This window comes from Pantoea sp. 1B4 (assembly GCF_016925765.1).
Taxonomy (GTDB): domain Bacteria; phylum Pseudomonadota; class Gammaproteobacteria; order Enterobacterales; family Enterobacteriaceae; genus Pantoea; species Pantoea agglomerans.
Genome location: NZ_JAEUWZ010000001.1, coordinates 1583291 through 1601560 on the forward strand (window position 1 = coordinate 1583291; position 18270 = coordinate 1601560).

10 protein-coding genes and 8 pseudogenes are annotated in these 18270 nt (G+C 53.7%); 16 read left to right on the forward strand and 2 right to left on the reverse strand.

Going from position 1 to position 18270, the window contains the following annotated elements:
- Positions 1-402 precede the first annotated feature (402 nt).
- A pseudogene (locus JNO11_RS24785) lies at positions 403-507 on the reverse strand (transcriptional regulator); the annotation flags it as partial.
- Positions 508-530: 23 nt separating this feature from the next.
- On the opposite strand from JNO11_RS24785, the pseudogene JNO11_RS07675 reads away from it, so the two are divergent.
- The 3 genes and pseudogenes from JNO11_RS07675 to JNO11_RS07685 all read left to right on the forward strand — a co-directional run.
- Positions 531-2373 (forward strand): annotated as a pseudogene (locus JNO11_RS07675) (RHS repeat-associated core domain-containing protein); the annotation flags it as partial.
- A gap of 87 nt (positions 2374-2460) precedes the next feature.
- Positions 2461-2829: a hypothetical protein gene (locus JNO11_RS07680; protein ID WP_325177137.1), complete on the forward strand. Its 369-nt coding sequence runs from the start codon at positions 2461-2463 to the stop codon at positions 2827-2829.
- A gap of 15 nt (positions 2830-2844) precedes the next feature.
- Complete coding sequence (locus tag JNO11_RS07685) at positions 2845-3051, forward strand: hypothetical protein (protein ID WP_061901529.1); 207 nt, start codon at positions 2845-2847, stop codon at positions 3049-3051.
- A gap of 721 nt (positions 3052-3772) precedes the next feature.
- Here JNO11_RS07685 and JNO11_RS07690 read toward each other — a convergent pair.
- A pseudogene (locus JNO11_RS07690) lies at positions 3773-3886 on the reverse strand (SymE family type I addiction module toxin); the annotation flags it as partial.
- 17 nt (positions 3887-3903) lie between these two features.
- Here JNO11_RS07690 and JNO11_RS07695 point away from each other — a divergent pair.
- From JNO11_RS07695 to JNO11_RS07755, 13 genes and pseudogenes are all read left to right on the forward strand, one after another.
- Positions 3904-4602 (forward strand): annotated as a pseudogene (locus JNO11_RS07695) (RHS repeat-associated core domain-containing protein); the annotation flags it as partial.
- Between the two features lie 405 nt (positions 4603-5007).
- Positions 5008-5481 carry a hypothetical protein gene (locus JNO11_RS07700; protein WP_050679903.1) on the forward strand — a complete coding sequence of 158 codons (474 nt, stop codon included), beginning with the start codon at positions 5008-5010 and terminating at the stop codon, positions 5479-5481.
- A 454-nt stretch (positions 5482-5935) separates the two neighbouring features.
- Positions 5936-6763, forward strand: coding sequence for a hypothetical protein (locus tag JNO11_RS07705; RefSeq protein ID WP_325177138.1), 828 nt, complete (start codon positions 5936-5938; stop codon positions 6761-6763).
- A 135-nt stretch (positions 6764-6898) separates the two neighbouring features.
- A complete protein-coding gene (locus tag JNO11_RS07710) occupies positions 6899-7480 on the forward strand; it encodes a hypothetical protein (RefSeq protein WP_325177139.1) in 582 nt (193 codons plus the stop codon).
- 270 nt (positions 7481-7750) lie between these two features.
- Positions 7751-8760: pseudogene (gene dgcN / locus JNO11_RS07715) on the forward strand (N-acetyltransferase DgcN).
- Between the two features lies 1 nt (position 8761).
- Positions 8762-9726: pseudogene (dgcA, locus tag JNO11_RS07720) on the forward strand (N-acetyl-D-Glu racemase DgcA).
- A 15-nt stretch (positions 9727-9741) separates the two neighbouring features.
- A pseudogene (locus JNO11_RS07725) lies at positions 9742-11608 on the forward strand (ABC transporter ATP-binding protein).
- 22 nt (positions 11609-11630) lie between these two features.
- A complete protein-coding gene (locus JNO11_RS07730; RefSeq protein ID WP_325177140.1) occupies positions 11631-13172 on the forward strand; it encodes a glutathione ABC transporter substrate-binding protein in 1542 nt (513 codons plus the stop codon).
- A gap of 82 nt (positions 13173-13254) precedes the next feature.
- The gene (locus JNO11_RS07735) at positions 13255-14187 is read left to right on the forward strand and encodes an ABC transporter permease subunit (RefSeq protein ID WP_060680040.1); all 933 of its coding nucleotides are present in this window, start codon (positions 13255-13257) and stop codon (positions 14185-14187) included.
- A complete protein-coding gene (locus JNO11_RS07740) occupies positions 14184-15068 on the forward strand; it encodes an ABC transporter permease subunit (protein WP_010669958.1) in 885 nt (294 codons plus the stop codon). The genes JNO11_RS07735 and JNO11_RS07740 overlap by 4 nt, the downstream gene beginning before the upstream one ends.
- A gap of 2 nt (positions 15069-15070) precedes the next feature.
- On the forward strand, positions 15071-16114 hold the full coding sequence (locus tag JNO11_RS07745; protein WP_325177141.1) for a P1 family peptidase: 1044 nt from the start codon (positions 15071-15073) through the stop codon (positions 16112-16114).
- Positions 16111-16935, forward strand: a pseudogene (locus JNO11_RS07750) (M55 family metallopeptidase). Before JNO11_RS07745 ends, JNO11_RS07750 begins: the two are co-directional and overlap by 4 nt.
- Positions 16936-17336: 401 nt before the next feature.
- Positions 17337-18245 carry a LysR family transcriptional regulator gene (locus JNO11_RS07755; protein ID WP_010669961.1) on the forward strand — a complete coding sequence of 303 codons (909 nt, stop codon included), beginning with the start codon at positions 17337-17339 and terminating at the stop codon, positions 18243-18245.
- The last annotated feature ends 25 nt before the right edge of the window (positions 18246-18270 follow it).

Below are 18270 nucleotides of genomic sequence, written 5' to 3' on the forward strand. Positions count from 1 at the left end.
TGACTTGAGGCAGCCGCGCCAGCGCCTGCTTTCGGGTCTGTTCTGTCACTCGCCGTGCCTGCTCATAGCGTAGCCTTGTTTCCTCGCGGCTGTCGGGAATCAGCACCATACAGCCGCTCAGCATCTTGAGACTGACGCCGATTTTTCCGCAAATTCCACTTCTGCCAGCTAATTACCCGTAATGTTAAGCTGCGGGGTTCAGCGGTCACTTTTTTTATGACGTTAACCCACAATACAGAGGTACTCCGCTTATGGAATTTTCCCGACTGCAATAGAATCGTGTTCAGCTATGATCAATTCCTGCTAAGTTGCTTGTGGTAAGCGGACTGACGATGCTTCAATCCTTCCGACTCGTGTTAAACATTGTTGTTCTCTCTTATTTTCTGCCTGCCGTGCTGAATCTCAGCGACTGATCTGGTACTTGATAATCAAGCTCTCAAGCACTTTCCGAACCACGTTCAGCTCTTCTTCGGGCAACTGGACTATAGGCTCGAACTGCAATAAAAGCTCCGCTTCCGGTACACGAGTAAAACGGACTGCCGCTGGCCTATGAATCGGCTGATGGCAAGCGCAGTGAATTCCGTTACGACAATGTCGGGCGATTGATCGCCAACCGTAATGCGCAGGGTGAGACAGTTCAGCGAAGCTGAGACAGCCGTGGCCGGTTGACGGCGCTGCAAAACGAGAACGGCGAGCAGTATCAGTTCGAGTGGGGCGCAGATTCTCTGTTGCTGGCCCAGGTCGGGCTGGATGGCATTGCCACACGATACGACTATGATGCGGCGGGCCGCACGGTATCACGCACCTTTGCCGCCGGACATTCTCAGTCCATTACCCATCGCTATCACTGGAGCCGTGCGGGGCAACTGCTGGCGCGAACCACGCCGGAAGGCCAGACGCGCTATCACTACAGCGGTGGGGGTCAGCTGGGTAAAGTGTCGCAGCATCTGCCGCTGTCTGACACCGAGTGGAGCCAGCAGGCCGAGCAGGAGATTACCTTTAAGTATGATGCGCTGGGCCGCATCGTTGCTGAGCAGGGGGGAGCAGGGCGAACTGGCCTGGGAGTATGACGCGCTGGGCAACTGCACTGCCTTAACCCTGCCGGATGGCCGCAACCTGAAGCAGCTTTATTACGGTAGCGGCCATTTACTGAGCATCGCATTAGACAACCTGCCGGTCACTGAATTTACCCGTGACACGCTGCATCGGGAGCTGAGCCGGACGCAGGGCGGCCTGACCATGCGCAGTGAGTATGACCGCTTAGGCAAACTGCGCCGCCGTGACGTGTTTAAGGGTGACTCACAGCGACCTGCACCGCGCGTCTGGTCCCGCCGGCGCGACTTCAATTACGGCAACAACCTGATTCGTGAAGAGCGCGACGATAATCCGTTCAGCCAGATATTATGGAACTACGATAACGCCGGCCGGCTGTTGTCTCAGGACGGTGTGCAGCCGGGTAATGAACAGTGGCGCTGGGATAGCGCAGGCAACCCGCTGGATCGCCATAATGCCGCTCATGTCATGCATAACCGCGTCACCGAACTGAACGGTATCCGCTGGCAGTACGATATCCATGGCCGTACCACTGAGAAAGATGACGGCCATACCCGCTGGCTTTATCGCTACGATGGTGAGCATCGCCTGACGGATGTGATCAGCGAGCCGCGGGACCGCAATAAGCCGCGTACTAAGGTGAGTTTCCGCTACGATCCGCTTGGACGCCGCATCAGTAAACCAGCCAGCAGTTGTTACAGGGCAGGCCGTCTGGCAACGCCGTCACGACGCGTTTTGTGTGGGAAGGCTACCGCCTGCTGCAGGAAATCCACGACGGGATCCCGCTGACCTACGTTTACAGCGACAGCCAGAGCTATGAACCACTTGCGCGTATTGATGGTGTGGAAAGCCCGGAAATTTACTGGTTCCATAATGCGGCCAATGGAATGCCGGAGCTGCTGACTGACGGTGAAGGGCAAAAAGCCTGGGAAGGTATCAACAGCCCGTGGGGCAAGCTGCTGCGTGAATCCAGCCAGCGGATGCCGGTCGTTCAGCAGAACCTGCGTATGCAGGGCCAGTACCTGGACCGGGACAAATTTGCATAAGCAAATTTGAACATCGCTTCAGCGATGGCCCCAGGGGGGGTGAGGCACCGCAGGGGCCGAATCAACCGGACTGCACTACAATCTGTTTCGTTATTATGATCCGGACAGCGGACGGTTTACCCAGCAGGACCCGATAGGGCTGGCGGGCGGGATCAACCTTTACCAGTATGCGCCGAATGCGCTGGGCTGGGTGGATCCTTGGGGGTTGAGTTGTAAGAATGCGTGGAATGCATTCCAGAAAAACACTAAAGGTGTATTCTCAAGTAGAGGGTGAGCGGCAAAAGCTTATAAGGCAGTTCGCGGTAGGGATAAAGTTAACAATCCTTTCCCTAATCCTAAAACTTACCTTGAACCTGCTTATGTGGCTGAGCATTTATCAAAGTTCGAAGGGGGTGTGTCAAAAATCGCGTGGGGAGTAAATCCAAAGTATTCAGAGATTGGACCGCAAGGAGGGCATTTTGTTATGCCTAAATCAGTTGCAGATGATGTAATTAGTCGAGCTGGCGGTCATGTGCCTACAATTGAGAAATTGTTAGGATTGCCGAAAGGAGAATTGGGAAATGCGCCAGTGAGGATCGACATACCCAATCCAACAGGATTACGTATGCCATCTGGCAATGAGTTGGGTGCAAATGATTTTTGGGTGCCTGGTGGGTATACATCAGGAGGGATTCCGGAAGCAGCTATTGATCCTACACCACTCGCGAAGGCAATAATTAGTAAAATATAATTTAAGGGGGAAGTCATGGAAAAGCTTATATTTAGTGGTTATGGTATGTTTATCACTCATGAGGATGGGAGATACTATATAAATTATGATGCAGGTGGAATTGTCAATAAAGATGTTAAATATGAAATAAGTGAAGAAGAATCACATAAAGCACAACAAAGCGGGCAAGATGCATATGATGTTATGTTACTTACGCAAGTAAGAGAAAAAAATCGTAGGTAATGATCTTTTTTGTTTTACATTTCATAACATCATTAATCCTAAAGGATTTTTGTCGGGTTAATAGAGCGCAGAGGAAATAATTATTTGACTCTGTAGAATTTGAAAATTTATCCATGTAAAAGGTTGGAAATAATTAGTTTGGGACGCAGTCCCATGATTATGGAAAGGCAGCCAAAGCTAAGGAGCAATATTTTTTAAACCTTTACTTCGCAGATGAATAGAGCTGGTTTGGCATTGCCTCCAGAATGAAATGGTATGACTGCAATAAAAAATGGCAGATAGCTCCAAGTATAACAATAATCAAAGGTAGAGCAGCTGCGCAATCTGAATATGGCACTCAGTACAATGATAGTGCAGATTAATTTTTTATTCTTCAATCTTGGAAATATGGGAATTTATTGTGAAGTCTACTTCTGAATTATTATTGAATGACGCCCTCAAAAAAGGTAGTTGACGCTATTAGTCGGCATGAACGCAATGAGAAAGCACCTCTCTCTATCCAGGCGTTGACTCAGGTAAAAAAAAGAACTGGAAGAAATGATTAGGGTAATGAATCCAAAGGTTTATATGCCTGCGTATCCACGTTTTATTATCGATTGGCCAGGCGAAGATATACTGATAAAAGAATTAGTTCATATTGCCGCTCTATACGAAAAAATAAGGAAAAACTAAAAAACCGGAAGTGATCCCAGCGATCCTTTCGGCTTTTACTTTAGCAGTCCGCCGCCAGGGTAATACAGCCTGCTCCAACCCTAACTCTGGCCGCCTGCCCCGTCTCAAACCCTGCCTCCCTTAGCCACTTACCGGACAGGACCATCGACGGCGTGTAACTGTCAGTATTATCACCAGCCCCGCTGGCGATATCGCTACGATGGTGAGCATCGCCTGACGGACGTCATCAGCGAGCCACGGGACCGTAATAAGCCGCGCACTAAGGTGAGTTTCCGCTACGATCCGCTTGGGCGCCGCATCAGTAAAACCAGCCAGCAGCTGTTACAGGGCAGGCCATCTGGCAACGCCGTCACGACGCGCTTTGTGTGGGAAGGCTACCGTCTGCTGCAGGAAATCCACGACGGGATCCCGCTGACCTACGTTTACAGCGACAGCCAGAGCTATGAGCCGCTGGCGCGTATTGATGGTGTGGAAAGCCCGGAGATTTACTGGTTCCATAATGCGGCCAACGGAATGCCGGAGCTGCTGACTGACGCTGAAGGGCAAAAAGCCTGGGAAGGTATCAACAGCCCGTGGGGCAAGCTGCTGCGTGAGTCCAGCCAGCGTGTTCCTGTGGTGGAGCAGAACCTGCGTATGCAGGTCCAGTACCTTGACCGGAACAAATTTGCTTAAGCAAATTTGAACATCGCTTCAGCGATGGCCCCAGGGGGGTGAGGCACCGCAGGGGCCGAATCAACCGGACTGCACTACAATCTGTTTCGTTATTATGACCCGGACGGCGGACGTTTTACCCAGCAGGATCCGATAGGGCTGGCGGGCGGGATCAACCTCTACCAGTATGCACCGAATGCGCTGGGGTGGGTGGATCCGTGGGGGGTTGATGAAGTGTAAAAACCCTGCGAAAGAAGCAACGAAGTGGCAGGGACCAGGGAATAAAACTTATCCAGGCATCGATGTTTAAGAGAATACAGTGATAAAAAAAAAGGGACGATTCTTTATGCCCTTTATCCTAATGGAGATCAGTTACCTGCTTATACTGTAAGTCATCCTACAGTCAAACAACATAAAGGTGATCCACTTGGCTACCATGAAGCTTTGCAAGTTGAGTTGAACCCAGCATATCCAATGCGTTCAAAGGTGAGAGCTTATTACGTTACAGAAGATATATTTGTAGCCAGAGGACGTGCTGAAGCCAATCCTAAACATGGGGAAGGGGGGAGGGCTGCAGTTCTTTATACCGGAAGAAGCTCGGCTTAAACTGAAACCTGGAAAAGTAATTGACATATGAAAATAATGAATTTAGACGAGTCAAATGGAGCTTTACATATTGATGGGAGTGAAATAGATCTTTCATCTTACGAGGCTTTTACTAAGTCCTTGTTTTTTAATTCAGTTGATGATCTGACACCAGTTGGAAAATATCGTTTTTTTTCAGAGGACGTCAGTTGGCACGATGAACCATTTACTGTGGAATTCAATCCGGCTGTTTTTTCTTTTAAAGCGCTTGTTTTCCTCACCAGTAAAACAGGTGATTTTTATAAAAGTCTATCTGATTGGGAAAAAAGAGCAAATGTAAAGGCTTTAAAGGAAGAAGAAAAAAGAATGTTTGCATGGATGCTAAATAGATATCCCAATAATTATAAGGGTGAATTAAAGGATCCCCCTTATGGACACGTTTGGGGTTTTGAATGGGGGAAAGTAACGGTACAATCGGAAGAGAGATCATTTAATTGTGGGATATATATTGTGTGGTATTGATTGTAAATCATCAGTTCTATGAAGACGTTATTTTATAATTTTAGCTAAATGGCATTTTAACAAAGCTATAACATTTATATGTTAGTCGTCGATAATGAATGTGGATTTATGATATCAATGTATAATTTATTCCCGTACTGCTGGCAGAAATGATAAAAGATCCGCTGGTGATATTTTCACGATGATGAGGATTTTCTGGTGAATGTTATTTCAGATGGTAATTAATCTGCTAAAGACTTTTTCTTTTTGAATGTGGTTCTGCTATTAATTATCATTATTGATGTGTTGATAAATGGTATGGTTGATATTTTTCGGTTAATCAAAGGATGATGATTTTTTCGTGTATCACCTGCATATTGATATATTGTTCTGATGCGATAATAATGGTTTTTCCATTTCGAATTTCAATGTATTAAAACTCTATTTTATCATTATGAGCCTATAAGGAGATAAAATGAACATGCCAGGAATGAATCCCGAGAATAACTTACCGGGTTATGACATCGCGAGGATGACCGGTTATGGGGCACCTGATTTTGATTTCAAAGCGCTGGGTGCAGCAATGGATTGTACTCGGGAGTTTTATCAGGCTGGCATCATCTATGCGGATGGCGCACAGCGTTATCTTGTTCGGCCTGGCCAGCGTCATCCTAATGGTCAAAGTGGTATCGTTACACATCTGATTGTGACCAAAACGCCTAAGCAAGCCACAGCGTCTAATACGGGCAAGTCACTTAGTGAAGCAGTAAGCGTAACCTCAATGGGAACGGAGATTGCCTCGACCGTGCTTTCTTGTGGTGCAATGATTATCACCGCTGGCGTAGCGGTTATCGGCGCTTCAGCAACGCCTATAACCGCTGGCAGTAGCTGCGTGCTTGTTGCTATTGGTTATGCTGGCGCTGCCGCAACAGGCGTGCAATGTGTCAATGGTATTTACCGGGTTTATGATCTCGTCGAAAACGGTGGTGAAAACGTAGCGTGGCTGGACTCTCAGGATTGGTACGTTGCCACTTCAACGTCTCTTGACCTTATTTCACTAGCCAGTGTGGGCGGTGCGTTAAAAGAAGCCCTGGCAACATGGCGAGCGATGAAATCAGTCTCTTCTTTAAAAGCAACGGAGTGGCTCCGGAACTATCCAAGGCAGGACCGGGCTCGCCTTACTGAATTAATCATTAAGGCACAAAACCCTGGTATAAGTAATAAAGAGCTTAAAGCCGCCATCCGTGCAGGACTTTATCCAAAGCGTTTCCCTGTAGAGTCGGTGCAAAAAAGAACTTGTTAAGCAACTCGCGCAGGTCGTCACGAGCGCAGCGGCTGTGGCAGGCAGTGCTGTCAGTGGTATCATTGCTGCTCCAGGTAATGTGCCGCGCTCCGGGCGCTATATTGTGGGAACAATTCAATCACTGGCGGTATTTTAATGCAATTTCTATCATGGCTTGTCGGGCGAAGTATCACTGAACTACTGCAACAGGGTCGCGAAATAGATCAGTTAATCGCACGGCAGGATAATTCGATACTTGCCCGTTCCACTACAAAGCTTGAACGTTATTTTAAACAGCCTGCTGAGTCGCTTCCCCGGCAAAACGGCTTCCCGGTTGCGATAGTGCTGATGCTGTTGCTGATTGCATTTGCATTTGATTTGCTGACGTTTCTACACGCTTTACCTCCGCTCAGTCCACAGATACATGCGTTGAGTTTTTTTGTTCCCTCAATCGTCGTTATTGGCGCGATACTCACGGCCAGTTACCTGCTTGCGCGAGGCCATACAGCCGGTGTGGCGGCGCTGGCTTACGTCTGTGCGATGTTGCTTATATCGACCGTTTTACTCTTGAGCTACAGCGTAGTTATGGGTAGCCACTCGGGCCTGTGGCTGATTCTGGCACTCGCGGCTTTGGTGGGTGCTCGCTGGATACTTAATGGGCAGGCTTTCATCCTGTTTGCCATTTACTGCCGGACACAACGTCTCGCCAGCGTCGCCCGGCAGCGTCGCATGAAATAACCCATACTGATCTGTAGTACTGTTATCGCGGAATACCCATTCCGCGACTCTCTTCTATTTTTCTCTCAACACGATCTTTTTCCTATGATCCACTCCTTCTTTTACTCCATCCCCTGTCCCAATCCCCCCTGAAAAACCCATCCATCATCACTATTACCTCTGGCTATAACCTGCCGTTATACCCTCCTGCTAAACAAGCATTCGTCACCTTTCAGAACGCATGAAATAGTGGTTTCAGAACCTGATCTTTTGGCTGAAACGAGAGACAACATGCTAATCCCACAACCCTATTTACTCTTTCTTGGCGATGTTACCGATCCCCTTGCGGCAAAAACGGCGCGCGGTATTCATATCTGGCGGCCGGAGCAGTGCGTTGGCGAAATTAAACTGCCGGGCTGCACGGTCAGTCTGGGTCTGGATGAACTGGATATTCCCGGCGCCAAAGCGCGCGGCGCAAAAACGCTGGTGCTTGGCACTGCCAATGCCGGGGGGCTATCTGCCAGAACACTGGCTGGAAACGATCAAAAGTGCCATTAAAGCAGGCATGAATGTGGCCAGTGGTCTGCACCACCGACTGGTGGATGAACCGGAACTGGTGACGCTTGCACAGGCTTCTGGCGTTGAGCTTTTTGACCTGCGTCATATGCGTCCAGCGCTCAGTGTGGGCAGCGGTAAGAAGCGTTCAGGTAAGCGGATACTGACCGTGGGTACAGACTGCTCAGTGGGCAAGATGTACACCTCACTGGCGCTGGAAGCGGCGATGCGCGCGCGTGGCCTGAAAGTCGATTTTCGTGCCACGGGGCAGACCGGCATTCTGGTCGCAGGGGGAGGGCATTGCTGTGGATGCGGTCATCGCTGATTTTATTGCCGGTGCAGCAGAAGCGCTTTCACCGGCGAATGACGAGGACCACTGGGATATCGTTGAAGGCCAGGGCTCACTGTTCCACCCCTCTTATGCGGGCGTCAGTATGGGGCTGATGCACGGTGCGCAACCACACTGGCTGGTCATGTGCCATGAAATGGGACGACCTCACATGCGTCATTTGCCACACCAGCCCATGGTCAGCCTGCAGGCGTGCGTTGAAGCCAATCTGCGTGCCGCGCAGGTGACCAGTGAGTCCGTTCAGCTGGCTGGCTTTGCTATCAATACCTCCAATTACAGCGAAGAAGAGGCGCTCGCTTATTGCGCCGAAATCAGCGCTGAGTTCGGCTTACCGGCAACGGATCCGGTGCGTTTTGGTATTGATGAGATCGCCGCACTGCTTCAGGAGCGTGGCTGAAATGAGAAAGTTGCAGATTGATGTGGTGAGCTGCCGCTGGCGCGACCCTTTGCTATCGCACGCGGTACCCGTACCGCCGTGACGGTCATCCGTGTCACGCTGGAGCAGGAGGGGTTCATCGGGCAGGGCGAATGTACACCAACGGCCCGCTACGATGAGACGCCGGATAGCGTTCAGGCCATGCTCGAAGCGGTACGCACTGACATTGAGTCGGGCCTCAGCCATCATGATCTGCAACACCGCTTACCCGCCGGTTCAGCGCGCAACGTGCTGGACTGTGCGCTATGGCGACTTGATGGCGCACGGGCTAATCAGACGCTTTGGCAAAAGAGCACCTGCTCTCAGCCAGAGTCGGTCATTACGGCAGAAACCCTTAGCCTCGATACGCAGGAATGTATGGCTCTGGCGGCGGCGGATGCCGTATCACGTGGCGCCCTCCTGCTCAAAATTAAGCTCGACCGTAATGCGATTCTGGAAAAAGTAGCAGCGATTCGCGCGGCGGCACCGCATGCCACGCTCATTATCGATGCCAATGAAGCCTGGTCGGGTCTGGAACTGGAAAGCCTGCTGGTGGCACTGAAGGCCTTCAACATCGCGATGGTGGAGCAACCCCTTCCCGCCGGACAGGACCATGACCTGAAACGTTTCAAACATCCCATACCGGTCTGTGCCGATGAGAGTTGCCATACGCGGGCGGATATTGCCGGACTACGCGATCGCTACGAGATGATCAATATCAAGCTGGATAAGTGCGGTGGCCTGACAGAAGCGCTGGCGATGGTGGATGAAGCCCGGACGCTCAATATGCGCATTATGGTCGGTTGCATGCTGGGCTCGTCACTGGCCATGGAGGCCGCATTGCCCGTCGCGGTTAACGCTGAGTTCGTCGATCTGGATGGCCCCATCTGGCTAGCCGCCGACAGTTCTCCTTTCCTGAGCTACTCCCAAGGCCGTATCTGGCTATAACTCTGTGAGGCGACGATGACGGACACACAAAGTACTTCCCCTGCAACCCGCGCTGCCTCTGCCTCTCCCGTGCTGGCGATTCAGGATCTCAGCGTCTCGTTTCATGGACGCAGCGGTGAGAATCAGGCACTCAAAGGCATCAGTTTTGCCATTCATCCAGGTGAAATCGTCGCCGTCGTGGGTGAAAGCGGCTCAGGTAAATCTGTCACGTCGCTGGCTGTGATGGGCTTGCTGGCAAACAACGGCCGTGTCGATGGCGGCAGCATGCAGTTCCGCGAACGCAGCGGAAAAATGCATGCGTTAGAAAAGCTGGATGACGCTCAGCGCCGCACGTTGCGTGGCCGTGAAATGGCGATGATCTTTCAGGAGCCCATGACCTCGCTGAATCCGGTGCTGCGCATTGATGATCAACTTACCGAGGCATTACGCGATCATCAACAGTGCGACAGAAAGCAGGCCCATGCGCGGGTGCGTGAATTGCTGCGACAGGTGCGTATCGCCGATGTGGATCGCGTCATGAAAAGCTATCCTCACTCGCTGTCAGGCGGCATGCGGCAGCGTGTGATGATTGCGCAGGCCCTTGCCTGTGACCCACAACTCCTGATTGCCGACGAGCCTACCACAGCGCTGGATGTCACCGTACAGGCGCGCATTCTCCATATTCTGCGTGAGCTGCAACGTGATAAACAAATGGCGGTTCTGTTTATTACTCATGATATGGGCGTGGTAGCGGAAATCGCCGATCGCGTAGTGGTCATGCTGCGTGGCGAAGTGGTAGAGCAGGGAACCGTGTCTGAGATTTTTGCCGCCCCGCAGCATGCGTATACCAAAGCGTTACTGGCGGCAGTACCAAAACTCGGCGATATGCGGGAACACACGTGGCCGCAACGCTTTCCTCTGCCCGGTGCCCGCGAGGTTGTGCAAGGCGAACAGCATACCGCTCGCTATGACGTGGCGCCGCTGCTGGATGTGCGCGGATTAAAAGTCTATTACCCGATTCGCAGCGGCATCTTATCGAGCCTGACGCATCACGTGCATGCGGTTGAGCAGATTGATTTCAGTCTGTGGCCAGGTGAAACCCTGGCCATCGTGGGTGAAAGCGGCTGCGGCAAATCGACAACCGGACGGGCGCTGATGCGCCTTATCAACAGTGAAGCTGAAAGTATTCACTTTGAAGGAAAGGAAATCTCTGACCTGAAAGAGGCAGAGTTCCAGCCGCTCCGCCGTGAAATTCAGATGGTGTTTCAGGATCCCTATGCGTCACTGAATCCCCGCCTGACGGTGGGTTTCACCATTGCCGAGCCGTTGCTGTTACATGGCATGGTCTCTTCGCTTGAGCAGGCTTCCCCACAGATAGATGCGCTGCTGAAGAGCGTCGGTCTCCTGCCAGAGCACGCGCGTCGTTATCCGCACGAATTTTCTGGCGGTCAGCGTCAGCGTATTGCTATTGCCCGCGCCATGGCGCTGAAACCGAAAGTGATTATTGCTGATGAAGCGGTATCGGCCCTTGATGTCTCGATTCAGGCGCAGGTGGTCAATCTGATGATGGACCTGCAGCAGCAAACGGGCGTGGCATGGATTTTCATCTCTCACGATATGGCGGTCGTCGAGCGTATTGCGAATCGCGTCGCGGTGATGTACCTCGGCCAGATTGTGGAGCTTGGACCGCGTCAGTCGGTATTTAATCAGCCGCAACACCCCTATACCCAACGACTGCTGGCCTCCGTGCCGGTAGCGGATCCTGAAAACCGTCAGCCCCGTATTTTCGATGACAGCGAAATCCCCTCGCCGTTGCGTAAGGTGGGTGAAACGGTCACTAAAACCCGATATCGGCAGGTTGCCCCCCCAGCACTGGGTAGCTGACGGCATTGCATTGCAATAATCCTTAACGACCAGGAGAATTTATGAAAACGCTGTTTCGCCGTACTTCGCTCGCCCTCGCATTGACGACGACGCTGGTCATGACTGCGCAGGCACAGGATCTGCGCATTTCAATGTATGCTGATATCACGGGGCTGGATCCGCACGACACCTCGGATAATGTCAGCTACTCGGTTCAGAGCGGCATCTTTGAGCGCCTTTTCCAGTTTGATTCCCGGATGAAGCTGCAACCCTGGCTGGCGACCGGTTATACCTCTAATGACAGTGCCACCGAATTTACGCTGACGCTGCGCAAAGGCGTTACCTTCCAGGACGGTACCCCTTTTGATGCAGATGCCGTCAAAGCGAACCTTGATCGTCTGGCAGATCAGAAAAAAGGGCTGAAGCGTAACAGCCTCTACAAAATGATTGATAAGGTCACGGTGCTGGCACCCGACCAGGTAAAAATCGATCTGAATCAGTCGTTCGGTGCCTTTATCAACACCCTGGCGCATCCTTCCGCAGTGATGTGGAGCCCGTCAATTCTTAAGCAATATCCGGACGAAGCGCAGTTGCGACTGCATCCGGTGGGAACCGGTCCGTTTACCTTTGTTGACTGGAAACCGGGTAAAGCCGTTACGCTGGCCAGATATGCAGGTTACTGGCAGCAGGGATGGCCTAAAGTCGACCATGTCATCTTCTCTCCAAGTCCCGAAGATGCGACACGGGTGGCAGCGTTGAAATCGGGCCAGGTAGATGCCATCTGGCCATTGCCTTCAGACCTCATCGCAGCCGTTCAGCAGGACAGCCACCTCTCCATTCAGCGCGATCCGAGCATTTATCTTTATTACATGGCGATCAACACGCAGCACAAGCCGCTGGCCGATGTTCGGGTGCGTCAGGCAATCAACTATGCGATTGACCGTAATCTGTGGCTGAAAGTGGCCTTTGCCGGTCTGGGCAAACCTGCCACATCCGCGATCCCGGAGGGCGTACAGTTTTATCAGAAACAGGACGATCCTGATTACGGCTATGCGCCGGATAAGGCCAAAGCCTTGCTGAAAGCGGCGGGTTATCCGGAGGGACTGGATCTTAAGCTCTGGGTGACCAACGCCACGGCCAGCGTCCGTGCCGCTCAGGTGCTGAAAGCGCAACTGGCCACGGCAGGCATTCGTGTCACGGTAACACCGATGGATTCTGGCACGCGCAACGCTAAGTTGTGGGGCGTTCAGGACCCGAAAAAGGCGGAGTTTGACCTCTATTATGGCGGCTGGTCGACCTCTACAGGGGATGCCGACTGGGCGCTGCGTCCGCTGTTTGCCACCGAGTCCTGGGTTCCGACCTCGTATAACGTCTCCTACTTCAGTAACGCTGATGCAGACAAAGCGATTGCTGCCGGGCTGGCGACGGCCGATCCGGCAAAGCGTGGCATCGCCTATGCACAAGCGCAAAAGGTGTTGTGGAAAGAAGCACCAGTGGCGTTCCTTGGCACGCCAGACAATCTGGTCGGCAAACGCAACACGCTGAGCGGCGTTTCGATGCTGCCTGATGGCAATTTACTGTTCACTCAGGCGTCCTTTAAATAAGACGGTCTCTTCTTCCTCGTCCCCTGTCCGGAACGGATGAGGGACGTGAGGAGGCCAGTCGCACCTCATTTCAGGGAATGGCATGTTTGCATACATCATTCGCCGATTGCTGGAGATGATCCCGGTTTTGCTGGTGGTCTCGTTGCTGGTTTTCGGTTTTATCAAGCTCATGCCGGGCGACCCGGCGCGTATTTATGCCGGACCGGATGCGCCGGTTGAGGCGATCGAAGCGGCGCGTCAGCACCTCGGGCTTAACGATCCGCTGCCGCAGCAGTATCTCCACTGGATCGGCAGCCTGCTGCAGGGCGACCTGGGCACCACGTATCGTACACAGCAACCGGTGCTGGAGGTGATCAAAGAGGGCTTTATGCCGACGCTGTGGCTCGCCTTAGCGGGTTTTACCTGGTCCGTCATTCTCGGTTTGTTATTCGGCGTTATGGCTGCACTGAAACGTGGAAGATGGCAGGACTGGACGCTGATGAGCGTGGCGGTCGGCGGCATTTCGATGCCAGCCTTCTGGCTGGGGCTGTTGCTCATCCAGTTCGTCGCGATGCCTTTTGGGCTGTTCTCGGTCAGCGGCTTTAACAGGGCCAGCGATATAGTCCTGCCCGCCATCACGCTGGGTTCGTCGGTTGCGGCGGTAATGGCGCGCTTTACCCGCTCGGCCTTTCTTGAGGTGGCGCAGGAAGATTACGTGCGTACCGCCAAAGCCAAAGGGCTGCGTAACCGCCTGGTGACGTGGAAACATGTGATGCGCAATGCGCTCATACCGGTGATTACCATGCTGGGCTTGCAGTTCGGTTTTCTGCTGGGCGGATCCATCGTGGTGGAGAGTGTTTTCAACTGGCCAGGGTTAGGCTGGTTATTGATTGAGTCGATCAAAGCGCAGGATCAGCCGGTGATTCAGGCGCTGGTGATGCTGTTCGTGTTTGAATTTATTGTGATTAATCTGCTGGTCGATCTGCTTTACGCGGTGGTCAATCCGGCCATTCGTCTGCGACAGGAGCCAAAATGAGTATTCAATCGCTGACTGAAAATCCGCCTCAGATTATTCGTTCGCCGTGGCGCGATTTCCTGCACGCTCTTGTGCGGAATCCTCTGGCGCTGGTCTCAGGCGGGTTTGTGCTGCTGTTGATTGTGGTGGCGATTTTTGCGCCCTGGCTGGCGCCCTGGGATCCCATGGCTCCGGACTGGATGGCGTTATCGTCGCCGCCAACGGCGGCACACTGGATGGGGACCGACGAACTGGGGCGCGACCTGCTCAGCCGCATTATCTATGGCGCGCGTATCTCGCTCTATATCGGCGTGCTGTCGGTGACGATCGGCATGCTGGTCGGGGTCATGCTGGGCTTACTGGCGGGCTATTATGGCGGTTGGGTTGATATGCTGATCATGCGCGGTGCCGACGTATTATTCGCCTTTCCGGGCATGTTGCTCGCCATTGCGGTGGTGGCGCTGCTGGGGACGGGTCTGAACAATGTCATTATCGCAGTCGCGGTATTCAGCGTGCCGGTATTTGCCCGCATCGTGCGGGCTTCGACGCTCTCTCTGAAACAGGCTGCCTATGTTGAAGCCGTGCGCTGTGCTGGTGCACCAGACAGAGTCATTATCCTGCGGCATATTCTGCCCGGCACGCTTTCCAGCGTGATTGTCTATTTCACTATGCGCATTGGCACCAGTATTCTGACCGCCGCGGGCCTGAGTTTTATTGGACTGGGTCCGGAGCCTGACGTACCTGAATGGGGCAATATTCTGGCGATGAGCCGAAGCATGATGATGGCCGGATCGTGGCACATGAGCGTATTTCCGGGGCTGGCGATCTTTATTACCGTGCTGGCTTTTAATCTGCTTGGGGATGCGCTGCGCGACACGCTCGATCCAAAACTCAAGGGCTGACTATGGATTTCCAACAATTGCAGCGTGAACTGCTGCTGAAACACTGGCGTGACCTGCGTCAGCTTGGGCAGCCGCGAAGCGCCTGCGGACCCACCAATCGAATCAGCGATGTTGCGGGCGTGCGTGTCGGACATTGCACGCTGAATGAAGGCGGAAAGCAGACTGGCGTAACCGCTATCGTACCGCCGGGCGACAATCTGTTTCTCACGCCGCTGCCGTGTGGGGTTGAGGTCCTGAACGGCTTTGCGAAACCCATCGGACTGATTCAGATAGAGGAGCTTGGCGTGCTTCAGACGCCGATTCTGCTCGGTAACACGCTGGCGGTCGGCACGCTGTTTACCTCGCTGGTGCGGGATGCCATCAGTCGTAACCCGGAACTGGGACGAACACTGCCCACGGTCAATCCGCTGGTGCTGGAGTGCAACGATGGCTGGCTGAATGATATCCAGGCGCTGGCCATCACTGAAGCGATGGCGCAGGAGGCGCTGCAGACGGCCTCAGCGGACTTCGCGCGCGGCAGCGTCGGCGCGGGGCGCGGGATGAGCTGTTTCAGCCTGAAAGGGGGCATCGGAACCGCCTCGCGGGTTATTCCCTCGCTCAACGCCACGCTTGGCGTGCTGGTGCTGGCCAATTTCGGCGCACTGGAGGCATTAACGCTTGATGGCGTTCGGGCTGGCGAGATGATTGCGCCGCTGCTGGCCGGTGAGTCGCCGCAGCTGGATGCCGGTTCTGTCATCATCATCATGGCGACGGATGCACCGCTGGACGCACGTCAGTTAAAGCGCATCGCGAAGCGAGCCGGTGCCGGCCTGGGACGGCTGGGCAGTTACTGGGGCCACGGCTCGGGCGATATTGCGGTGGCGTTTTCAACGCAACCTCTGCCGCAACCGCCACAGGACGACACGCTGGAGCCGCTGCTTGCTGCAGCGGCAGATGCAACTGAACAGGCTGTACTGGATGCTTTGCTGAGCGCTGAGGCTGTTACCGGCTTTCGCGGTCATCATCGCCCCTCACTGACGCAGATTCTGGATAGATTAACGACATGAAAATTTTTATCTCGGCCGACATTGAAGGCATCGCGGGGGGTCATGCGCCCGGAGCAATGTACACCCGGCCACCCGGAGCATCAGCTGGCCCGTGGTCTGATGGAGCAGGAAGTGAATGCTGCGATTGAGGGGGGCTTTTGCCGGCGGGGCAACGGAAGTGGTGGTGGCAGACAGCCATGCGCAGATGACCAATTTGCGTGCGGAAAATATTGATCCCCGCGCCCGGCTGGTGCAGGGGAAACCCCGTGTCCTGTCGATGGTGGAAGGGATAGAGCAGCAGACGTTCGACGGGCTGTTTCTGGTGGGATTTCACAGCGCAGCAGGTGAACCCGGCGTACTGGCGCATACCATCAACGGCCGGGCATTCTGGCGTATCCATATCAATGGTCTGGTGATGGGCGAAACCGATATTTATGCGGCCGCCGCTGCTGAGCACGGCACGCCATTGCTGCTGGTCACCGGCGACGATCAGTTACAGAGCTGGATTGCGGAACACTACTCAGCAGTCAATTACGTCTGTGTAAAACGCGCCATTTCGCATACCTGCGCGGAATCAATCAGCCCACAAGCGGCACAGCGTGCGATCGCTGCCGCAGCAAGCGCCGCACTGCAACATCCCCCCTCAGGTGAGCACGAGCCGCCTGACGGCACCTTACGCTATGCGCCTTCAGGCCACTAAACCGGTGCTGGCCGATCTGTTCAGCCTGATCCCCGGCGTCACGCGCCTGGATGCCGTTACCGTGGCGTATCAGGCGGAGAATATGGAGACGTTAATCAGTTTACTCAGTGCATTCTCTTATCTGGCGAGCACACAGTCATAGCGAAATTACCCCGGGCTGCATGCAACGTCAGCCCGTTAAGCCCGCCGTTCCGGTTCTGCTGAAACCGCGCTGCCAGGCACACGCCTGTAGTGCGGGCTGAGCATGCGCATCTTCCCTCTGACGAGTCAGAATCGTTGCTGGCTTAAATCCGCGCAACCCACGCTGCTGACCAGGGCTCCTTTAACTGCACCACGGCAGCGCGAACCCCGCTCCCTGCAGAGGCTTCAGTCAGGCCTGCCGGGTACGGATAGGGGCGAGACAGGCAGCTGAGCCTGCACCGGTTTTGCGGTACAGTTTTTGCAACAGGATAATGATTGCTTTCTCACCCTCCGCCTGGACCTGAGCGTACAGCCTGTCGGAGAGGCCTTCGTTTTCGGTATTCCATCCAGGGTAAAATAGTCATGCGGCTCCGCCATATAGAGGTCTTTCAGGCCATCGTACAGACCGGCAGCATCAGCGCTGCGGCGCGCTTGCTCAATGTCTCGCAGCCGAATATCAGCCGTGTTCTGAATCATGCTGAACAGCAATTGGGATTTGCGCTGTTTGAGCGACGTATACAGGGAATGAGTGTGACGGCAGAAGGACGACGTCTGCTGCCTGAAATAGACGATCTCTGCCAGCGCCTGCAATCTATCACCCAGCTTACCGAACAGCTGCGGCGGGGCGAAGGGCAATTAGTTCGCGTCGGCGCGGCTCACGCTTTTGGTCAGATGGTGCTGGCGCCCGCATTGGTCACCTGGCGGCAACAGATGGCCTCGGTCAGTGTCGAACTGGTCACCGAGCACTTTAGTACCTTATGCCAGATGATTCTGGATAATCAGCTCGATTTCGCGCTGGTTTTTGGTCAGCAGGTCGATGCGGATCTTCTGGCTGAACCTCTGTTTCAGTCTTCGATGGTCGCGCTGTTACCGCTCAATCACCCCCGTAATGAACCCGTTACGCTTGCGTGGTTATGCAACAATAATCTACTGATGATGCAGGCTCAGGATCCGCTTGGACGCGTACTTCACCGAGCGCTGCGCGATAAAAAACTGAATCCCGCCGTGTCGTTGTCGATTAAAACCTATTCGGTCATTGCGGATATGGTGCTGGCAGGCGGCGGCACGGGCGTCGTGGATCTCTTCACCGCCTGTCGCTATGCCGAACAGCTAAAGCTGCTACCCATAGCGCAACCCCTGCCGTTTGAAGTGATGCTGATCAGCCGCCGTGACCAGCCACAGTCGCAGTCCACTCTGCAACTTAAGCAGGTCATCCGTAACAGACTGTGGGAGATCGCCCGGCAGTGCGAAGCGCAGTTTATTCGGGGCTGAAGTAAGTGCCGTGCTTCACCGCTAC